General features: G+C 70.8%; 14 protein-coding genes and 1 riboswitch. Of the genes, 2 read left to right on the top strand and 12 right to left on the bottom strand.

From position 1 onward, the window contains the following. The first annotated feature begins 53 nt into the window (after positions 1 to 53). A complete protein-coding gene (locus tag OG259_RS25155) occupies positions 54 to 2,585 on the top strand; it encodes an ABC transporter permease (RefSeq protein ID WP_328944325.1) in 2,532 nt (843 codons plus the stop codon). A gap of 62 nt (positions 2,586 to 2,647) precedes the next feature. Here the strand turns inward: OG259_RS25155 and OG259_RS25150 are convergent, their stop codons facing one another. The 9 genes from OG259_RS25150 to OG259_RS25110 all read right to left on the bottom strand — a co-directional run bounded on the left by OG259_RS25150 (position 2,648) and on the right by OG259_RS25110 (position 13,357). Further along, complete coding sequence (locus tag OG259_RS25150) at positions 2,648 to 3,958, bottom strand: cyclopropane-fatty-acyl-phospholipid synthase family protein (RefSeq protein WP_328944324.1); 1,311 nt, start codon at positions 3,956 to 3,958, stop codon at positions 2,648 to 2,650. Positions 3,959 to 4,150: 192 nt separating this feature from the next. Then, positions 4,151 to 5,530: an NAD(P)/FAD-dependent oxidoreductase gene (locus OG259_RS25145; RefSeq protein WP_015034097.1), complete on the bottom strand. Its 1,380-nt coding sequence runs from the start codon at positions 5,528 to 5,530 to the stop codon at positions 4,151 to 4,153. Positions 5,531 to 5,899: 369 nt separating this feature from the next. Then, a complete protein-coding gene (locus tag OG259_RS25140; RefSeq protein WP_328944323.1) occupies positions 5,900 to 6,814 on the bottom strand; it encodes a Ppx/GppA phosphatase family protein in 915 nt (304 codons plus the stop codon). Next, the gene (locus tag OG259_RS25135; RefSeq protein WP_266892652.1) at positions 6,811 to 7,350 is read right to left on the bottom strand and encodes a DUF501 domain-containing protein; all 540 of its coding nucleotides are present in this window, start codon (positions 7,348 to 7,350) and stop codon (positions 6,811 to 6,813) included. Before OG259_RS25135 ends, OG259_RS25140 begins: the two co-directional genes overlap by 4 nt. 41 nt (positions 7,351 to 7,391) lie before the next feature. Further along, positions 7,392 to 7,862 (bottom strand): FtsB family cell division protein, encoded by a 471-nt coding sequence (locus OG259_RS25130; RefSeq protein WP_015034100.1) that lies wholly within the window; start codon positions 7,860 to 7,862, stop codon positions 7,392 to 7,394. A gap of 90 nt (positions 7,863 to 7,952) precedes the next feature. Beyond that, a complete protein-coding gene (eno, locus tag OG259_RS25125; protein WP_266892655.1) occupies positions 7,953 to 9,239 on the bottom strand; it encodes a phosphopyruvate hydratase in 1,287 nt (428 codons plus the stop codon). Between the two features lie 332 nt (positions 9,240 to 9,571). Continuing rightward, on the bottom strand, positions 9,572 to 10,297 hold the full coding sequence (locus OG259_RS25120) for a transglycosylase family protein (RefSeq protein ID WP_328944322.1): 726 nt from the start codon (positions 10,295 to 10,297) through the stop codon (positions 9,572 to 9,574). A gap of 3 nt (positions 10,298 to 10,300) precedes the next feature. After that, positions 10,301 to 10,474, bottom strand: a riboswitch (cyclic di-AMP (ydaO/yuaA leader). A 258-nt stretch (positions 10,475 to 10,732) separates the two neighbouring features. After that, entirely contained in the window at positions 10,733 to 11,851 is a 1,119-nt protein-coding gene (locus OG259_RS25115; RefSeq protein WP_328944321.1) for a transglycosylase family protein, read from the bottom strand. A 150-nt stretch (positions 11,852 to 12,001) separates the two neighbouring features. Further along, positions 12,002 to 13,357, bottom strand: a complete 1,356-nt coding sequence (locus OG259_RS25110; protein ID WP_328944320.1) for a cytochrome P450 family protein — start codon at positions 13,355 to 13,357, stop codon at positions 12,002 to 12,004. A gap of 95 nt (positions 13,358 to 13,452) precedes the next feature. Between OG259_RS25110 and OG259_RS25105 the strand changes: the two genes are divergently transcribed. After that, entirely contained in the window at positions 13,453 to 14,652 is a 1,200-nt protein-coding gene (locus tag OG259_RS25105; RefSeq protein WP_328944319.1) for a globin domain-containing protein, read from the top strand. An 89-nt stretch (positions 14,653 to 14,741) separates the two neighbouring features. Here OG259_RS25105 and OG259_RS25100 read toward each other — a convergent pair whose 3' ends face one another. The 3 genes from OG259_RS25100 to OG259_RS25090 form a co-directional block, all read right to left on the bottom strand. Continuing rightward, a complete protein-coding gene (locus tag OG259_RS25100; RefSeq protein ID WP_328944318.1) occupies positions 14,742 to 15,707 on the bottom strand; it encodes a nucleoside triphosphate pyrophosphohydrolase in 966 nt (321 codons plus the stop codon). A gap of 19 nt (positions 15,708 to 15,726) precedes the next feature. Further along, positions 15,727 to 16,371 carry a SurA N-terminal domain-containing protein gene (locus OG259_RS25095; protein WP_328944317.1) on the bottom strand — a complete coding sequence of 215 codons (645 nt, stop codon included), beginning with the start codon at positions 16,369 to 16,371 and terminating at the stop codon, positions 15,727 to 15,729. An 80-nt stretch (positions 16,372 to 16,451) separates the two neighbouring features. Further along, complete coding sequence (locus tag OG259_RS25090; protein ID WP_328944316.1) at positions 16,452 to 17,471, bottom strand: glycosyltransferase family 2 protein; 1,020 nt, start codon at positions 17,469 to 17,471, stop codon at positions 16,452 to 16,454. Between the last annotated feature and the right edge of the window lie 116 nt (positions 17,472 to 17,587).

The raw sequence follows: 17,587 nt of genomic DNA, 5'->3' as shown, positions 1-17,587 counted from the left end.
CGCCGTAGCTCAGCCCCGCCCGACCGCCGTCCCTCCTCCTCCAGGACACACCCATGTTCCGTACCGCCCTGCGCAACGTCCTCGCGCACAAGGCGAGACTGCTGATGACCGTCCTCGCCGTGATGCTCGGCGTGGCCTTCGTCTCCGGCACCCTCGTCTTCACCGACACCCTCGGCCAGGCCTTCCGCAACCAGTCGGCCAAGAGCTACGACGACGTCGCCGTCGCCGTCGAGATGTACCCGTCCGCCGAGGACGCCCGGAAGACCCCCGGCCTCTCCCAGCAGGACGTCGACAAGGTCGCGAAGCTCGACGGGGTCGCCTCCGTCACCCCCCGCGTCGACGGCTTCGCCGGCGTGCCCGACAAGAACGGCAAGCTGATCGGCGTCGGCTGGTCCAACAAGGGCACCAACTTCGCCCCCGGCAAGGACGGCAAGGACCGCGCGTACGCCTTCACCTCCGGGAACGGCCCGGCCGCCGCCGGCCAGATCGCGCTCGACAAGGACACCGCCGACAAGGGCGGCTACAAGGTCGGCGACACCGTCCGCGTCGCGACCACGGGCCCGGTGAAGGAGTACGAGCTCTCCGGCGTCTTCACCACCGAGGACGGCGCCGTCAACGCGGGCGGCAGCCTCGTCGTCTTCGACACCGCCGTCGCGCAGAAGCTCTACCTCAAGCCCGGCTACTACCGGGACCTGGCCGTGAGCGCCACGCCCGGCACGGACGACGAGAAGCTCCTCTCCGAGGTCCTGAAGGTCGTCCCGAAGGCGGCCACCGCGCAGACCGGCGAAGCCCTCGCCGAGCAGCAGGCCAAGGACATCGAGGCCGGTCTCGGCGCGCTCAACCAGGTGCTCCTCGGCTTCGCGGGCATCGCGCTCTTCGTCGGGATCTTCCTGATCTCGAACACCTTCACCATGCTGGTCGCCCAGCGCACCAAGGAACTGGCGCTGATGCGCGCCGTCGGCGCCTCGCGCAAGCAGATCACCCGCTCCGTCCTCGCCGAGGCCGGTCTGGTCGGCCTGCTCGCCTCCGCCGTCGGCTACGTGCTCGGCATCGGCCTGGCCGTCTCGCTCCGCTCGGCCATGAGCGCCTTCGAGATGAAGGTCCCCGGCGGCGGCCTCGTCCTCACCGCCACCCCGGCCGTCAGCGCCTTCGCCGTCGGCGTCCTGATCACGATGCTCGCCGCCTGGCTGCCCGGCCGCCGCGCCGCGAAGATCCCGCCGGTCGCCGCCATGAGCAGCGTCCACGCCACCGCGAGCACCAAGTCGCTCGTCGTGCGGAACTCCATCGGTGCGGCGTTCAGCGCGCTCGGCGCGGTCCTGATCGTGCTCGGCGCCGGCCAGGGCGGCGACGAGGGCCGCATGCTCATCGCGGGCGGTGCCTTCCTCGCCCTCATCGGCGTGATCGTGCTGATCCCGTTCCTGTCCCGGCCCGTGATCGCCCTGATCCGCCCCGTCTTCGTCAACCTCTTCGGGGTCTCCGGCAAGCTCGCCGGCCTGAACGCGGTCCGCAACCCGCGCCGCACCGGCGCCACCGCCTCCGCGCTCGCCATCGGCCTGACGCTCGTCACCGGTCTCTCGGTGCTCGGCGCCACGGTCGGCACGGCCCTCGACAAGGCCACGACGGACCAGATCAAGGCCGACTACATGGTCACCATGGCCAGCGGCAACAGCCTGAGCCCGGAGGCACTGACCGCCCTGGAGAAGGCGCCGGGCGTCACCGCGATCTCCCCGCAGCAGGCGGGCGCCCTGGAGATCAAGGGCTCGTACGTCTCGGCCTCCGGCGTCACCCCCGGCGACATCGACAAGGTCCTCAACCTCACCGTCGTGAAGGGCTCGCTGTCCTCCCTCGACAAGGGCGCGATCGCCGTCGACGAGAAGACCGCCGCGAAGCGCGGCCTGAAGGTCGGCGACACCGTCCCGGTCGAGTACCTCGACAAGCAGAAGGCCAAGCTGACGGTCGGCGCGGTCTTCGAGCCCAGCGAGTTCGTCTCGCCGGTCCTCATCGACCACAAGCTGGTCACCGCGCACGAGGAGCGGGCGGAGATCCGTCAGATCTTCGTCTCGACCGAGGGCGGCGCGAGCGCCGCCAACGAGCGGGCCCTGGCGAAGGCCATGGGCGACAACCCCGACATCACGGTGATGGACCACAAGGGCATCCGTGACTCCTTCGGCGGCCCGATCAACCTGATGCTCAACATCATGTACGGCCTGCTCGGCATGGCCCTGATCATCGCGGTCCTCGGCGTCGTCAACACCCTCGCGATGTCCGTCTTCGAGCGTCAGCAGGAGATCGGCATGCTGCGGGCGATCGGCCTCGACCGGCGCCGGGTGAAGCGGATGGTCCGTCTGGAGGCCGTGGTCATCTCGGTGTTCGGCGCGGTCGTCGGCATCGGCCTCGGCTCGTTCCTCGGCTGGGCGATCGGCGAGACCATCCGGGAGCAGATCCCGGGCTACGCCCTGGTCCTGCCCTGGGACCGGATCGGGATCTTCCTGGTCCTGGCCGCCCTGGTCGGCGTCCTCGCCTCCCTGTGGCCGGCCCGGAGCGCGGCCAAGCTGAACATGCTCGCCGCCATCAAGGCCGAGTAGGAACAGCCGCGGTACGGGAAAGGGCCGGTCCCCCACCAGGGGGACCGGCCCTTCGGCGTACGTCAGTCCGTCCGCTCGTTCCAGACGCGCGGCCGCAGCGCCGTGCCGCTCTTCCCCGACACCGGGGTCTTCACGGCGAGGAACTGGTTCACGCCGATCCTGTTGCGCTCGAAGGAGACCGCGGAGGCCGCCATGTAGAGCCGCCAGATCCTTGCCCGGCCGGGTGAGGTGAGCCGGACCGCCCGGGCCCAGTCCCGCTCCAGGTTGGCCACCCAGCGGCGCAGGGTGAGGGCGTAGTGCTCGCGGATCGCCTCCACGTCCCTGACCTCGAAGCCGGCGTCCTCCAGGGTGCTCAGCGTGCGTCCCATGGGGGCGAGTTCACCGTCGGGGAAGACGTACGCGTCGATGAAGACGTCGACCTCGTACGCCTCCTCGTCGGGCTCGGGGCGCCGGGAGATCTGGTGGTTGAGGAGCCGTCCGCCGGGCTTGAGGAGCCCGTACAGGATGTCGGCGTACTCCCGGTACCGGACGGCGCCGACGTGCTCGGCCATGCCGATCGAGGAGATCGCGTCGTACGGGCCGTCCGTGACGTCCCGGTAGTCCTGGACGCGGATCTCGATCAGGTCGGTCAGGCCCTCGTCCGCGATCCGCTTGCGGGCGAACGCGGCCTGCTCGCGGGAGAGGGTGATGCCGACGACCCTGGCCCCGTACTCGCGGGCGGCGTGGATGGCCATGGAGCCCCAGCCGCAGCCCACGTCGAGGAGCCGGTCGCCCTCCTTGAGGTTCAGCTTGCGGGCGATGAGGTCCAGCTTGTCGCGCTGGGCGTCCTCCAGGGTCGCGTCCGGGCCGTCGGAGGCCCAGTACGCGCACGAGTAGACCATCGACGGGCCGAGGACCAGCTCGTAGAAGTCGTTGCCCACGTCGTAGTGGTGACTGATCGCCTGCTTGTCGCGGCGCCGGGTGTGCCGGCCGCCGCTGCGGCCGCGCATCTCCTCGGCCGGCGGCTGCGGCGGCGGCAGCGGCCCGGCGAGCCGCAGCAGGGCGGCGGCAGCGGCGCGCAGCCGGGGGTCGCGCGCGGACGCGATCAGGCCCCTGGTGTCCTCTTCGCGGTCCCAGAGCAGGCCCGAGAGCGCGTCGAGGAGCTCGTAGAGGTCTCCCTCGACGTCGAGTTCCCCGGCCACCCAGGCGCGGGCCAGGCCCAGTTCGCCCGGCTTCCAGATCATCCTCCGCAGGGCGCGGCGGTCGCGGACGATCAGGACGGGGCCACCGACGGGCCCGGCCTCGCTGCCGTCCCAGGCTCGCAGTCGGACCGGGAGCGGTCCCCCGAGGAGTTCCTCGGCAAGAGTCGTCAGCCGCGACGCGGCGTCGGCCATGGTGCACACCTCCGTGATCTCGTGCCCCAGAAATGCTCGTCACCAAGGGAACACCGTCAGTAGGCGTTTACAGTCCCGCCGCAGCGCAATCAGTCGGCAAAACACGCGAAGGGCCGTCCGCACCACGGATGGCGGACGGCCCTTTTACGGCCTTGCGTGTACTGCTGGTCCTGCTGGTGCTGCGTGTACCGCTTAGGAGGCCTTGGCCTTCTCCTGCGCCGGGGCGGCCGGCGCAGGGGCGGGCTTGGCCGCCTCGTAGAACTCCTCGCGCGGCGTCTCGATGGCGCCCAGCGAGACGACCTCACGCTTGAGGAACATCGCGAGGGTCCAGTCGGCGAAGACGCGGATCTTGCGGTTCCAGGTCGGCATCGCCATGCCGTGGTAGCCACGGTGCATGTACCAGGCGAGACGGCCCTTGAGCTTGATCTTCACCTTGCCCATGACGATCATCGCGACGCCCTTGTGCAGACCGAGGCCGGCCACGGCGCCCTTGTTGGCGTGGCTGTACTCCTTCTGCGGGAAGCCGCGCATGCCGGCCACCACGTTGTCGCCGAGGACCTTGGCCTGGCGCAGCGCGTGCTGGGCGTTCGGCGGGCACCAGGCGTTCGGGTTGCCCGCCTTGCGGCCGACCATGTCCGGGACCTGGGCGTTGTCGCCCGCGGCCCAGGCGTAGTCGAGGCCGTTGATCTGGAGCTTCTCGTTGCAGTCCACGTGGCCGCGGGGGCCGAGCGGCAGACCGAAGCGGGAGAGCGCCGGGTTCGGCTTCACGCCGGCGGTCCACACGATCGTGTTGGAGTCGACCTCGAGGCCGTTCTTCAGCACGACGTGGCCGTCGACGCAGGAGTCCATGGAGGTCTCGAGGTAGATCTCGATCCCGCGGCTCTCCAGGTGCTCCTTGCCGTACTGGCCGAGCTTGGGGCCGACCTCGGGAAGGATCTTGTCGGCCGCGTCGACCAGGACGAAGCGCATGTCCTCGCGCGACACGTTCTGGTAGTACTTCGCGGCGTCACGGGCCAGGTCCTCGACCTCGCCGATGGTCTCCGCGCCGGCGAAGCCGCCGCCCACGAAGACGAAGGTCAGCGCCTTGCGGCGGACCTCCTCGTCGGTGGTCGAGTCGGCCTTGTCGAGCTGCTCGAGGACGTGGTTGCGCAGGCCGATGGCCTCCTCGATGCCCTTCATGCCGATGCCCTGCTCGGCGAGGCCGGGGATCGGGAAGGTACGGGAGACGGCGCCCATCGCGATGACGAGGTAGTCGAAAGGCAGCTCGTACGCCTCGCCGACGAGCGGCGCGATCGTGGCGACCTTGCGGTCCTGGTCGATGGTGGTGACCCGGCCGGTGAGCACCTCGGCTCCGCGCACGACGCGTCGCAGCGGGACGACGACGTGGCGCGGCGAGATGCTGCCGGCGGCGGCTTCGGGGAGGAAGGGCTGGTAGGTCATGTACGACCGCGGGTCGACGACCGTGACGGTCGCCTCCGCGTAGCGCATCTTCTTGAGGATGCGCCGAGCTGCGTACAGGCCTACGTACCCGCCGCCTACTACGAGGATCCTGGGACGCTCCGTGGTGCTCATGAGATCGAGTATCCACCCCTCCTGAGGGGGGTGCTCGTGCGCCCCTTCACAAGGTCTCCGGGTACCTCTGCTACACTCCGCCGCCCACGTGATCCATGTCATGGTGCTGCAAAGGAACCGGGGTGCGGGGGCGAACGTTGTTCACCCCTTGTGAACTGGCCCGGAGAGCCTTCGTTAACGCCGAACCACGGGGGCCGTTCACGCGATGGAAACAACGAGCGAATCGGCCCCCGCGCCTGCGAAAGGGCCCTGAGGCGCCCCCCGGAGGGCCTAAAGACCCCCTTCGGGCGCCACCAGGGCCCTTTTCCTTGTGAAGAACTTCACGAACTTTCCCGACGACGTGTCGCCGGGGGCGTCGATAGATGCCCGCTATGCCACGGATAGGGCGATCCCATCGAGGATGTCGTGCTCACTCACGACGACCTCGTGGGCTCCGACGCGCTCGACGATCTCCCTCAGGACGAGCGCCCCGGCGATGATCACGTCGACCCGGCCGGGGTGGATGACGGGGATCGCGGCGCGCTCGGCATGGGTGGAGGCGAGCAGCCGCTCGGTCACCTCGGCGACCTGGGCGGCGGAGATCCGGGCGTGGTGGATCTTCTCGGAGTCGTACTCCGGGAGCCCGAGGGCGATCGCGGCGACCGTGGTGACCGAGCCGGCGAGCCCGACGAGGGTCTCGGCGGTGCCGATCGGCACGGTCTCGGCGGCCAGGTCGAGCGCGGCCCGGACGTCGGCGCGGATCGCGTCGGCCTCCTCGGCGGTCGGCGGGTCGTGCCGGACGTGCCGCTCGGTGAGCCGGACGCAGCCGATGTCGACGGAGCGCGCGGCCTCGACGTGCTTGTTGCCGGTGACGAACTCGGTGGAGCCGCCGCCGATGTCCACGACGAGGTACGTCTCGGTGCCGTGCAGCTCGCCGGTGGCGCCGGTGAAGGAGAACTCGGCCTCCTGGTCGCCGGTGATCACCTCGGGCTCGACGCCCAGGATCTCCACGACCCCGTTCACGAAGTCCGCGCGGTTCTCGGCGTCCCGGGAGGCGGAGGTGGCGACGAAGCGGAGCTTCTCGGCGCCCAGCTCCTCGATGACCTCGGCGTACTCGCGGCAGGCGGCGAAGGTCCGCTCCAGGGCCTCGGGGGCGAGCCGGCCCGTCTTGTCGACGCCCTGCCCGAGCCGGACGATCGTCATCCGGCGGTCGAGCTCGACCAGTCCACCGGTCTCGGGGTGGACGTCGGCGACGAGCAGGCGGATGGAGTTCGTACCGCAGTCGATTCCGGCGACCCTGGTCATTCGGCGGACTTCCCCTCGTCGGTGCACGGCGTGACGCAGGGGCCCTTCGCCCACCACTCCGGCAGCATCGCGAGCGCCTCGTCGCCGAACGGGTTCACACCGGGTCCCGCGACCAGCGAGTGGCCGACGAGGACGTGCAGGCACTTGACGCGGTCCGGCATGCCGCCGGCGCTCGGGAAGCCCTCCAGGACCTCGATGGCGTCACGGCGCGCGAGGTAGTCCTCGTGCGCGGCCCGGTAGGCGGCGGCGAGCTCCGGGTCGGTGGCGAGCCGGGCCTGCATCTCCTTCATGACCCCGTTGGCCTCCAGGGTCCCGATGGCCGAGGCCGCCCGGGGGCAGGTCAGGTAGTACGTGGTCGGGAACGGCGTGCCGTCGGGCAGCCGGGGCGCGGTCTCGACGACGTCCGGGTTGCCGCAGGGGCAGCGGTGCGCGATGGCGCGCAGGCCGCGGGGCGGCCGCCCGAGCTGCAGCTCGAAGGCGGCGATGTCCTTCTCGGTGGGCTCGGTGGATTCGGTCTGCGGAGGGGGCGTTTCCATGTCTGCCTTGCTCGTCTGTTGCGGAGGAGGAGGGGTCAGGGTCAGGGGCGGTCGGCGTGGTCGACGCCGTCCCAGAGGTTGTCGTACCAGGGGCGGTCCGCCGCGCCCTGGTCGCCGCGGGGCCGTTGCTCCGCGTCGGGGTCGTTCACGGTGAAGCCGGTCTCGCCGGGCAGCACGTAGTGGAGGTGCTCGCGGGCGAGGCGGCGGACGTAGGCCGGGTCCTGGAGGCGGGCCTTCTCGTCCCTGAGTTCCTCGACCCGCCGGGCGGCCTCGGCGGCCCTGCGCTCCTGCTCGGCGATCTCGCCCTGCTGGGAGACGTAGCTCCGCATCGGGTAGGCGAGCGCCACGACGAGGGAGCAGACGACCAGGGCGAGGAAGGCCGCGCGGCCGGTGAGCCGCGAGCGGCGGGCCTGGCGGCGGGTCTGGGAGCGGTAGACACGGGCGGCGGTCTGCTCGCCGAGCAGTCTGATCCGGGTCGCGGTGGAGAACCGGTCCCGGTCCTTCGCGGCCATGTCGTGTCGCCTCCCCTGTTCACGCGGACGTCCCCGCACACGGTACGGGACCGAGTACGGGGACGTACGGAAGCTGCCCTACGGAGAGGCTCAGCCCTTGAAGCGCGGGAAGGCGCTGCGGCCGGCGTAGACCGCGGCGTCGTCGAGGATCTCCTCGATGCGCAGCAGCTGGTTGTACTTGGCGACGCGGTCCGAGCGGGCCGGGGCGCCGGTCTTGATCTGGCCGCAGTTCACGGCGACCGCGAGGTCGGCGATGGTGACGTCCTCGGTCTCGCCGGAGCGGTGGGACATCATGCACTTGAAGCCGTTGCGCTGGGCCAGCTCGACGGCGTCCAGCGTCTCGGTCAGCGAGCCGATCTGGTTGACCTTGACCAGGAGGGCGTTCGCGGTGCCCTCCTCGATGCCGCGGGCCAGACGCTCCGGGTTGGTGACGAAGAGGTCGTCGCCGACGATCTGGACCTTGGAGCCCAGCTTGTCGGTGAGGACCTTCCAGCCGGCCCAGTCGTCCTCGTACAGCGGGTCCTCGATGGAGACCATCGGGTACGCGGAGACGAGCTCCTCGTAGTACTCGGTCATCTCGGCGGCCGAGCGGGACTTGCCCTCGAACTCGTACTTGCCGTCCTTGTAGAACTCGGACGCGGCGACGTCGAGCGCGAGCGCCACGTCGGTGCCCGGGGTGTAGCCGGCCTCCTTGATGGCCTCGACGATGAGGTCCAGGGCGGCGCGGTTCGACTCCAGGTTCGGGGCGAAGCCGCCCTCGTCGCCGAGGCCGGTGGAGAGGCCCTTGCGCTTCAGCACGCCCTTGAGCGTGTGGTAGATCTCGGCACCCCAGCGCAGCGCCTCGGAGAAGGACTCCGCGCCGATCGGGGCGATCATGAACTCCTGGATGTCGACGTTGGAGTCGGCGTGCGACCCACCGTTGAGGATGTTCATCATCGGAACGGGCAGCAGGTGCGCGTTCGGGCCGCCGAGGTAGCGGAAGAGGGGGAGGTCCGAGGCCTCGGAGGCGGCGTGCGCGACGGCGAGGGAGACGCCGAGGATGGCGTTGGCGCCGAGCGAGCCCTTGTTCTCCGTGGCGTCCAGGTCGAACATGGCCTGGTCGATCAGGCGCTGCTCGGTGGCGTCGTAGCCGACGAGCTCCGGGCCGATCTGCTCGATGACGGCGAGGACGGCCTTCTCGACACCCTTGCCCAGGTAACGGTTGGGGTCACCGTCGCGAAGCTCGATGGCCTCGAAGGCACCGGTGGAGGCGCCGGACGGAACAGCAGCACGACCGGTGCTGCCGTCGTCGAGGCCGACCTCGACCTCGACCGTGGGGTTGCCTCGGGAGTCCAGGATTTCCCGGGCTACGACGACGTCGATGGACGGCACGAGCATCTCCTTTTTGGGATGTGACGCTGGATGTGACGCATGGCCGGTGCAGGGTCGCTCGGCCTTGCGACAAGAGCCTAACCGGCTCGGAGGCTCCGGCCGGCCGGGCGCCCGCCCCCTGGGACGAAAAAGGACCCAAGGGCATGCATCTCGGGACGAAGGGTCCCAGATCTACTGGACGGTAACCGCTGTCACCGTCAGGTCCTCCCGGAAGTCCCGCACAAAAGGGGGAACCCCGGCCCGACGCGCACGGGGGATGGGCGCGTCGGGCCGGGGTGGTCACCGCGGGAGGGTCGGAGGGGCCGCGTGAGCCGCCGGACTCACGCGAGCCGCCGGGCTCACTTCAGGTGAAGCTGCTGGCCCGGGTAGATGAGGTCGGCGTTCTCGACGACGTCCTTGTTCAGCTCGAAGAGCTTGGCCCAGCCGCCCTTGACGCCGTGCGCCTGGGCGATCTTGCTGAGGGTGTCACCGGCGACGACCTTGTACTCGCCGTCACCCTTCTTGACCTTCTTGCCGGTCGGGGTGGTGACCGTCTTCTTCGCGGCGGCCTTCGGCGCGGCCTGCTGCTGCGTGGCCTGCTTGGGGGCCTTGCGCTGCTCGCTGCGGGTGGTCGGCTGCTCGGCCTTCCGCTCCTGCTGCGGCTGCTGCTGGGTGCTCTGCTGCGGCGCGCTCTCGACGGCGCCGGCCGGCGAGGCGCCGGAGAGGCCCACGCCACAGGACGGCCAGGCGCCCTTGCCCTGGCCCGCGAGGACCTTCTCGGCGATGGCGATCTGCTGGGACTTCGACGCCTGGTTGGCGGTCGAGGCGTAGGCGGTGCCGCCGTACGCGGCCCAGGTGGAGGCGGAGAACTGCAGGCCGCCGTAGTAGCCGTTGCCCGTGTTGATGGACCAGTTGCCGCCGGACTCGCACGCGGCGACGGTGTCCCACTCGGAGACCGTGGCGGCCGAGGCGGTGCCCGCGGTCATCAGCGGGGCGGCGACGGCGACACCGGTGACGCCGACGAGCGTGACGACCTGGGTGGCCTTGGAGGGACGGCGGTGTTTGCCCTTACCGGAAAACAGCATGGAGATTCTCCTCACCGACGCCTGTGAGGTGAGCTGTCGGGTTCGGGCCGGAAAGTTGCCCGGCCGCGTGTCCTAGCACGCGGCTTCACCCCAAGCCGTTCACCGGCCGTCTGTCTCAACGGCCGGGACCGGCACTTACCTTGGGTCCCCCACTCCTGCCTTCGGCGCTTGCGCGACGACTGTTCCCATCGGCCGACGGCAGGATTCGGCGTTTCGGTCGACGGGGCCCGCGGTGGCGAGCGGTGACGACCGTAGACACAGACCCACCGGAAGTTCAAAGAGGCGTATTGCGGAAATAACGCCCCTACTTGCCTTCCGGTGGGGGTTGTTTGTGCAGGTGAGAGGTGACGGGAGCAAAGTTTGCGGGCGGAACACGCCAGTTGGGACGAAGAGACCCATGTCTCACTTGCCCAGAACCGGACATACGCCCCCGAATCACTCCGCCTTCTTGCTCGAACCGTTCGTCAGGTCGAGGCTCTGACCAGGAAGGATGAGGTCCGGATCGATGCCCACGGTCTGCCGGTTGGCGTCGTAGAGGGCGGTCCAGCCTCCAGGGAGTTCGTTCTCCTGTGCAATGTCGGACAGGTTGTCGCCCGGCTGCACGAGATACGAGTCCGGGTTGCCCTGACTGTCCGTTGCGTCCGATTTCTTCGAAGCGTCAGCCGCCGGGAGCTTCGCGGGCTTTTCGGCCAGCTCGTCGCCAGATGAAGCGTGTCGACCGGATTCAGTAGAAGTGTCCGGCTTGCCGCTTTCCTCCGGGGCGGCGTCACCCCGGTGCTTCCCGGTTCCGGGAGCGGCCGACGACACGTCATCGTTCGGCGCGCCGGGCGTGGTGGGCGCACCGGGCTCGGTGGGCGCCCCCGGCGTACCGGGCATACCCGGCGTAACGGACGCATCGGGCGCGCCCGGAGTGGTCGGCGTGGTCCCGTCGGTGGGAGCGGACGGGGTCCCCGGGGTCACCGACGTGACGGGAGCGGTCGGTGAGACGGGCGTGGCGGGCGCGGTGGGCGACACGGGAGCGGTCGGCGAGGCCGTCCCCGTGGCCTTCTTCGCGGCCCCGTGGGAGGCGGCGGAGCCCTTGGAGGCCTCCGGGAGCCCCGAGGTCCGGTTCGACTCGACGACCGGGCCCGTGGGGGCCTTCGGGATGCTCGTGGGGCCGGGATCCACACCGGTGGCCGTGCCGTCGTTCGTCAGGCCGGCGATCGGTGCGCAGGTGGCCCACTCGGTGGAGCCCTTGGCAAGAGCCTTCTCGGCCACCGCGATCTGCTGGGCGCGGCTCGCCAGGTCGGCGCTGGGCGCGTACGCGAGGCCGCCGTTCCGCTCCCAGCTGTCCTGGGTGAACTGGAGCCCGCCGTACATGCCGTTGCCGAAGTTGGCGCTCCACTGCCCGCCGGACTCGCACTCGGCGACCCGGTCCCAGGTGGCGGCGTCGGCGGCGGAGGCGGACCCGGTGGCGAGCAGCGGCAGCGCCATGGCGGATCCGGTCACGCCCGCGGCGACGACGATGGCGGGGGCCTGACGGGGGCGACGGTGTCGTCCGTTCCCGGAACGCATAGGGGCGCCTTTCGCGTGACGGCTGTGATGACGGCCCGAGTTGTCGGACCTGGTCGAGTTGCTCGACCAGGTTGACGAACCGAGCTGACGGGGAAGGTAGCCGTATTCGAACGCTCATCACAAGTCGATGCACCCGCGATCACGTGAAGATCACAGTTCTGATGGATCGTCACTTTGTGATGGTCGTACGGAAGGGGAGAACTCCACCGGAAGCGTGCGCAAACCACGCATGATGAGCCCCCCGCGCCACCGCAGTTCGGCCGGATCGGCGGCAAGTCGCAGGTCCGGCAGCCGGGTGAGGAGGGTGGCCAGCGCGGTCTGTCCTTCGAGGCGGGCGAGCGGCGCGCCGAGGCAGTAGTGGATGCCGTGCCCGTACCCGAGGTGCTGGTTGTCGCGGCGGGCGAGGTCGAGCGTGTCCGGCCCGTCGAACCGCTCGGGGTCCCGGTCGGCGGCGGCGAGCACCACGAGGACGGGGTCCCCCGCCGGGATGTCCTGCCCGCCGATGGTCAGCGGCTCGGTCGCGTACCGCCAGGTGGCCATCTCCACCGGCCCGTCGTACCGCAGCAGTTCCTCGATCCCGGTCTCCAGGAGCCCGGTCTCGCCCGCCGCGATCGAGGCCTGGAGCAGCTCGCGCTGCTCGGGGTGGCGCAGGAGCTGGTACATCCCGTTGCCGATGAGGTTGACGGTGGTCTCGAAGCCGGCGAAGAGGAGGATGAAGGCCATGGCGGCCGCCTCGTTCTCGGTGAGGTGCTCGCCGTGGTCCGAGGCCTTGATGAGCCCCGAGATGAGGTCGTCCCCGGGCTCCTCGCGCTTGCGGTGGATCAGCTCGGCGAGATAGCCGCGCATCTTCTTCACCGAGCGCGCGACCCCGCCGCGCGGGCCGCCGCCGTGCCGGATCATCATCCCGGCCCAGTCGCGGAAGTCGTCCTGGTCCTCCTCGGGTACGCCGAGCAGGTCGCAGATGGCGTAGATGGGCAGGGGGAAGGCGAACTCGTGGATGAGGTCCGCGCTCCCCTTCTCCGCGAAGGAGTCGATGAGCCGGTCGGTCAGCTCCTGCACGCGCGGGGTGAACTCGGCGACCCGGCGCGGGGTGAAGGCCTTCGAGACGAGCCGCCGCAGCCGGGTGTGGTCCGGCGGGTCGATGTTGAGCAGATGCGTCATCAGCTCGGCCTTGCGCTCGCCCGGGATGCCCGTCTTCCCCTTGGCGTGCGGGGACTCGTCGTGGTGCGCCGGGTTCTTGGAGAGCCGCTGGTCGGCCAGGGCCTGCCGGGCGTCCCCGTACCTGGTCACGAGCCAGGCCTCGACCCCGCTGGGGAGCGTCGTCCGGTGCACGGGCGCGTGCTCGCGGAGCCAGGCGTACGCGGGGTACGGATCGCTCGCGAACTCCCAGGTGAAGAGCTCGGGCGCGGGCTCGGGCGCCGGGGTCGGTGCGGGGCCGGAAACGGGGCCGGAAGAGAGGCCGGAGACAGGGCAGGAAGAGGGGCCGGTGCCGGGGGTGGTGCTCACCCCCCGACGGTACAGGGGGTCCGGAACGTGCGGTCTGTCAGATCATGTGATCAAGAACGGTGACGTGCCCTAGATTCTTGTCGGTGGATCCTCAGATGCTCAGAAGCACGTTCGCGGTCGTCGAGAGACGGGCCGAACACGCCGTCACCTTCTTCTACTCGCATCTTTTCTGGAACAACCCCGCCATGCGCGAGCTGTTCCCCGAGGACATGCAGCCCCAGCGGGACCGGCTCTTCGCCGCGCTCACCCATGTGGTGACCCACCTGGAGGACCCGGGCCTCGCGGAGTACCTGGGGCAGCTGGGCCGCGACCACCGCAAGTTCCTCGCCTCCCCCGCGCTCTACGCCGCCGTCGGGGCGAGCCTGCTCGCCGCCTTCGCGCACGCCGCCGGGGCCGCCTGGACCCTGGAGGCCGAGAAGGCCTGGACCGAGGCGTACGGACATGTCGCCGACCTGATGCTGGCGGGCGCCGAGGAGGCCGCCGGGGCCGGGGAGCCCGCCTGGTGGGACGCGGACGTCGTCCGGCACGAGCGGTACGGCGACGACCTGGCCGTCCTCACCCTGCGGCCCCGGCAGCCCCTCCCCTTCCGCCCCGGGCAGTACGTCAGTGTCAGCTCGCTGCGCGTCCCGCGCGTCTGGCGCACCTACTCCCTCGCGGACGCGCCCCGCCCCGACGGCACGGTCGAGCTGCATGTGAGCCGGATCCCGGGCGGCGCGATGAGCACGGCCCTCGTCGAACAGACGGGCCCGGGCGAGACCCTGCGGCTCAGCGCGCCGGGCGGCGGCCTGACCGCGCGGACGGAGCCGGGCGGACTCCGCACCTATATATGCGCGGGTACGGGCTGGGCCCCGGTGCGGGCCCTCCTCGCGGAGGCGGCGGAGACCGAGCCGGAGCTGAAGGGCCGGCTGTTCGTCGTGGCGCGCGCCAAGGGACATCTGTACGGGCGGCAGGACGCGGAGCGCCTCAAGGAACGCCTCTCCGGGCTCAGCGTCACCTACATCACCTCGGCCCCCGGCCACCGCAGGGACCAGGCGACCGAGCGGCTCCTCCAGGCGCTGCGGGCCTGCGTCCACTGGCCCTCGCACGACGTCTACCTCGCCGGACCGCCGGGCTTCCTGACCGAGGTCGCCGAGGCGCTGGTGGAGCTGGGCACCGATCCGGACCGGATCCACCACGACACCCTGCAGCCCGTGGGCCGCTTCACCGTCCGCCCGAACACCGCGGCCGAGCGCCTTCTGGGCCCGCCCGCACCGCTCTGGCACAACCCGGGCGCCCGCGCACCGCGCGAGCGCTGAACCGCCGGGGCCGCCGGGGTTCGACCCCGACGACCGCCCGCCGCGCGAGCTTCGGCGAGAGCCGCCCCTCCGGGGCCGGCCCCGGGCTCCTACGCCTTCACGCCCTCCGCCGCGCGGATCGCGTCCCGATACGTCCGGGCCGCCGCGCGCAGGGCCGCCTCCGGGTCCACGCCCTCCGCCTCCGCCCGTACCGCGAGGGCGAGCAGTTCGTACCCGATGCCCTCCTCGGCCGGGACGGGCACGTCGAGTCCCGCGGTCCGCACCCGGCCGCCGAGCTTCGCGCCGAGTGCCAGACCCGGCTGTCCGAGCGGCACGCCGTCGGTGACGGACTCCCGCTGCTTCTCGATCGCCTTGGTGCGCAGCCAGGTGGCCCGTACGTCCTCCGGCGTCTCCGCCTTCTCGTCCCCGAAGACGTGCGGGTGCCGGTGGATCAGCTTCTCGACGAGGGTCCCGGCGACGTCGTCCACGGAGAAGGGCTCCTCCGGGTCGTCCTCGGCGATCCGGGCGTGGAAGATCACCTGGAGGAGGACGTCCCCGAGCTCCTCGCGCAGCTCGTCCCGGTCGCCGTCCTCGATCGCCTCGACGAGTTCGTACGCCTCCTCGATGCCGTACTTGGTGAGCCCCTTGTGGGTCTGCTGGGAGGACCACGGGCATTCACGGCGGATGCGGTCCATGATCTGCACGAGGTCGAGGAGCCGGGCGCCGGGCAGGTCGTAGGAGCCGGGCAGCAGCTCCAGGTCGGGCATCGTGAGGCGGCCCGAGCCGGCCAGCCGGGCCAGGCCGTCGGTCAGCGCCCGGTCGCCCTCGCCGGAGGGCAGCAGCAGCACCGTACGGCCGCCGGCGCACGCCTCGACGAGTTCCTCCGCGGTGGGCCGGAGGTGCTCGACGGCGACCCCGGCCTCCCGCAGGTACGGCAGCTGGGGGTGGTGCTCGTCGGGGCAGAGCACCCGGTCCGCGGCGCGCAGCGCCTGCCAGGCGGGCCAGGACAGCAGTCCGGGCGCCACACGGTGGCTGGCGGTGAGCAGAACGATGCGGCCGGGGCTCTCAGAAGTCACCCCTTGAACTTACTCCGACTCACGCACCGGCCGGGACGGCGCCGGGGTCCTGGCTGATCTGCCGCAGCCAGGGCGCGGTGCTGCCGGTGAGCCGGACCTGGGCGTCGTCCCAGGCGCCGTAGCGCGGGTTCACGTCGATGGCGAGGTCCTTGGAGGCGGCGGAGAAGACCTCCGTCAGCTTCCTCTGGCCCTCGGGGGTGTCCGTGACGCCCAGCTTGGCGGCGATCTTGTTCATGAGGACGTTGCGGCGGACGACGTCGTCGATCTCGCCGGGCGCCACGCCCTGCTCCTGGAGGAGGACGGTGGCGAGCTGGTCCTCGCCGCCGCTCTCGCGGACGAAGGCGGTCTTCGTCTGCTGGAGCTCGGCGCGGGTGACCGTGACGCCGTTGTCCGCGGCGACCTTGTCGACGACCCGGTCGAAGATCATGCCGTTGAGCTTGCGGCGGGGCAGGTCGCCGGTGGCCTGGACGAGCTGGACGGCCTGCGGGGAGCGCTCCTGGGCGGTGCGCACGTCCTTCACCTGTGCCTGCAGGCTGGAGACGTCGATCCGTTCGCCGCCGACGACGGCCGCCGCTCCTGGGTGGGCGTCACTGCCGCAGGCGGTGAGCAGCGGGGCCGCGGCGAGAAGCGCGGCGGAGACGGTGAGCGCAGTGCGGCGGTGCAAAGGAGCCTCCCGGGCTGGTCGTGCGTCAGTTGAACGACCTTGCGGTGATCGATGTTAGGGAGTCGCCCGGGCCGGAGCCACTACTTCGGTGCGACTGTTTCCCACAACGACTCACCCGCACGCCGGGTGTCGGCCGATACCCGTCCGGTCTCGGCCCCCTCCGGCGTCCCGCCGTGCGGCCCCTCGTGGGTCTCCTGCACCAGGTAGTGGGGCCGTCGCTTGACCTCGTAGTAGATGCGGCCGACGTACTCGCCGATCAGTCCGACCATCACCATCTGCACGCCGGCGAGGGCGGTGACGGCGACGAGGAGGGTGACGTAACCGGGGGTGTCGACGCCGTTGACCAGCGCGTCGCCGACGATCCAGGCCGCGTAGCCGAGGGCGACGAGGACCAGTAGGAAGCCGAGGTGGACGGCGGCGCGGAGCGGCTTGTTGTTGAAGGAGAGGAGGCCGTCGAGGCCGTAGTTGAGGAGCTTGCCGAAGGTCCACTTGGAGCGGCCCTGCTCGCGGACGGCGTTCTCGTACGAGAACGTCGTCGTCCGGAAGCCGACCCAGGAGAAGAGGCCCTTGGAGAAGCGGTTGTACTCGCCGAGGCCGAGGATCGCGTCGACGGTACGGCGGGACAGCAGCCGGAAGTCCCCGACGCCGTCGACGAGCTCGACGTCGACGAGTCGGTTGATCGCCCAGTAGTAGACGCGGGCGGTCAGGGTGCGGGTGACGCGGTCGCCCTCGCGGGTGCGGCGGGCGACAACCTGGTCGTACCCCTCGGAGTGCAGCGCGACCATGCGGTGCACCAGCTCGGGCGGGTGCTGGAGGTCGGCGTCCATGATCACGACGGCGTCGCCCGCGGCGTCGCGGAGCCCGGCCAGCATCGCCGCCTCCTTGCCGAAGTTACGGCTGAAGGAGACGTACCGGACGTGGTGGGGGTCGCGCGCGGCGAGCTTCTGGAGGAGCGGGAGCGTCCCGTCCCGGCTTCCGTCGTCCACGTAGACGATCTCGAACTCGCCGTCCAGCTTGGCGAGTTCATCGGTCACATGGTCGTGGAAACGGGCGAGGACGTCTTCCTCGTTGAAGCACGGGACGACGATCGAGAGCAGCACGCGGACCACGACAACGGAGCCCGGTGTCCCGGCCGGTCCGCGTGGATGGCCTTCAGGCGACCATTGAATGAACTGGGTGGCGGGGCCACGCTCTTCCCGGTCGGGCGCTGGCATAT

This window comes from Streptomyces sp. NBC_00250 (genome assembly GCF_036192275.1).
Lineage (GTDB): Bacteria > Actinomycetota > Actinomycetes > Streptomycetales > Streptomycetaceae > Streptomyces.
The sequence above is the reverse complement of the archived record's forward strand: the minus strand, read 5'-3'. Positions and strand labels throughout refer to the sequence as shown.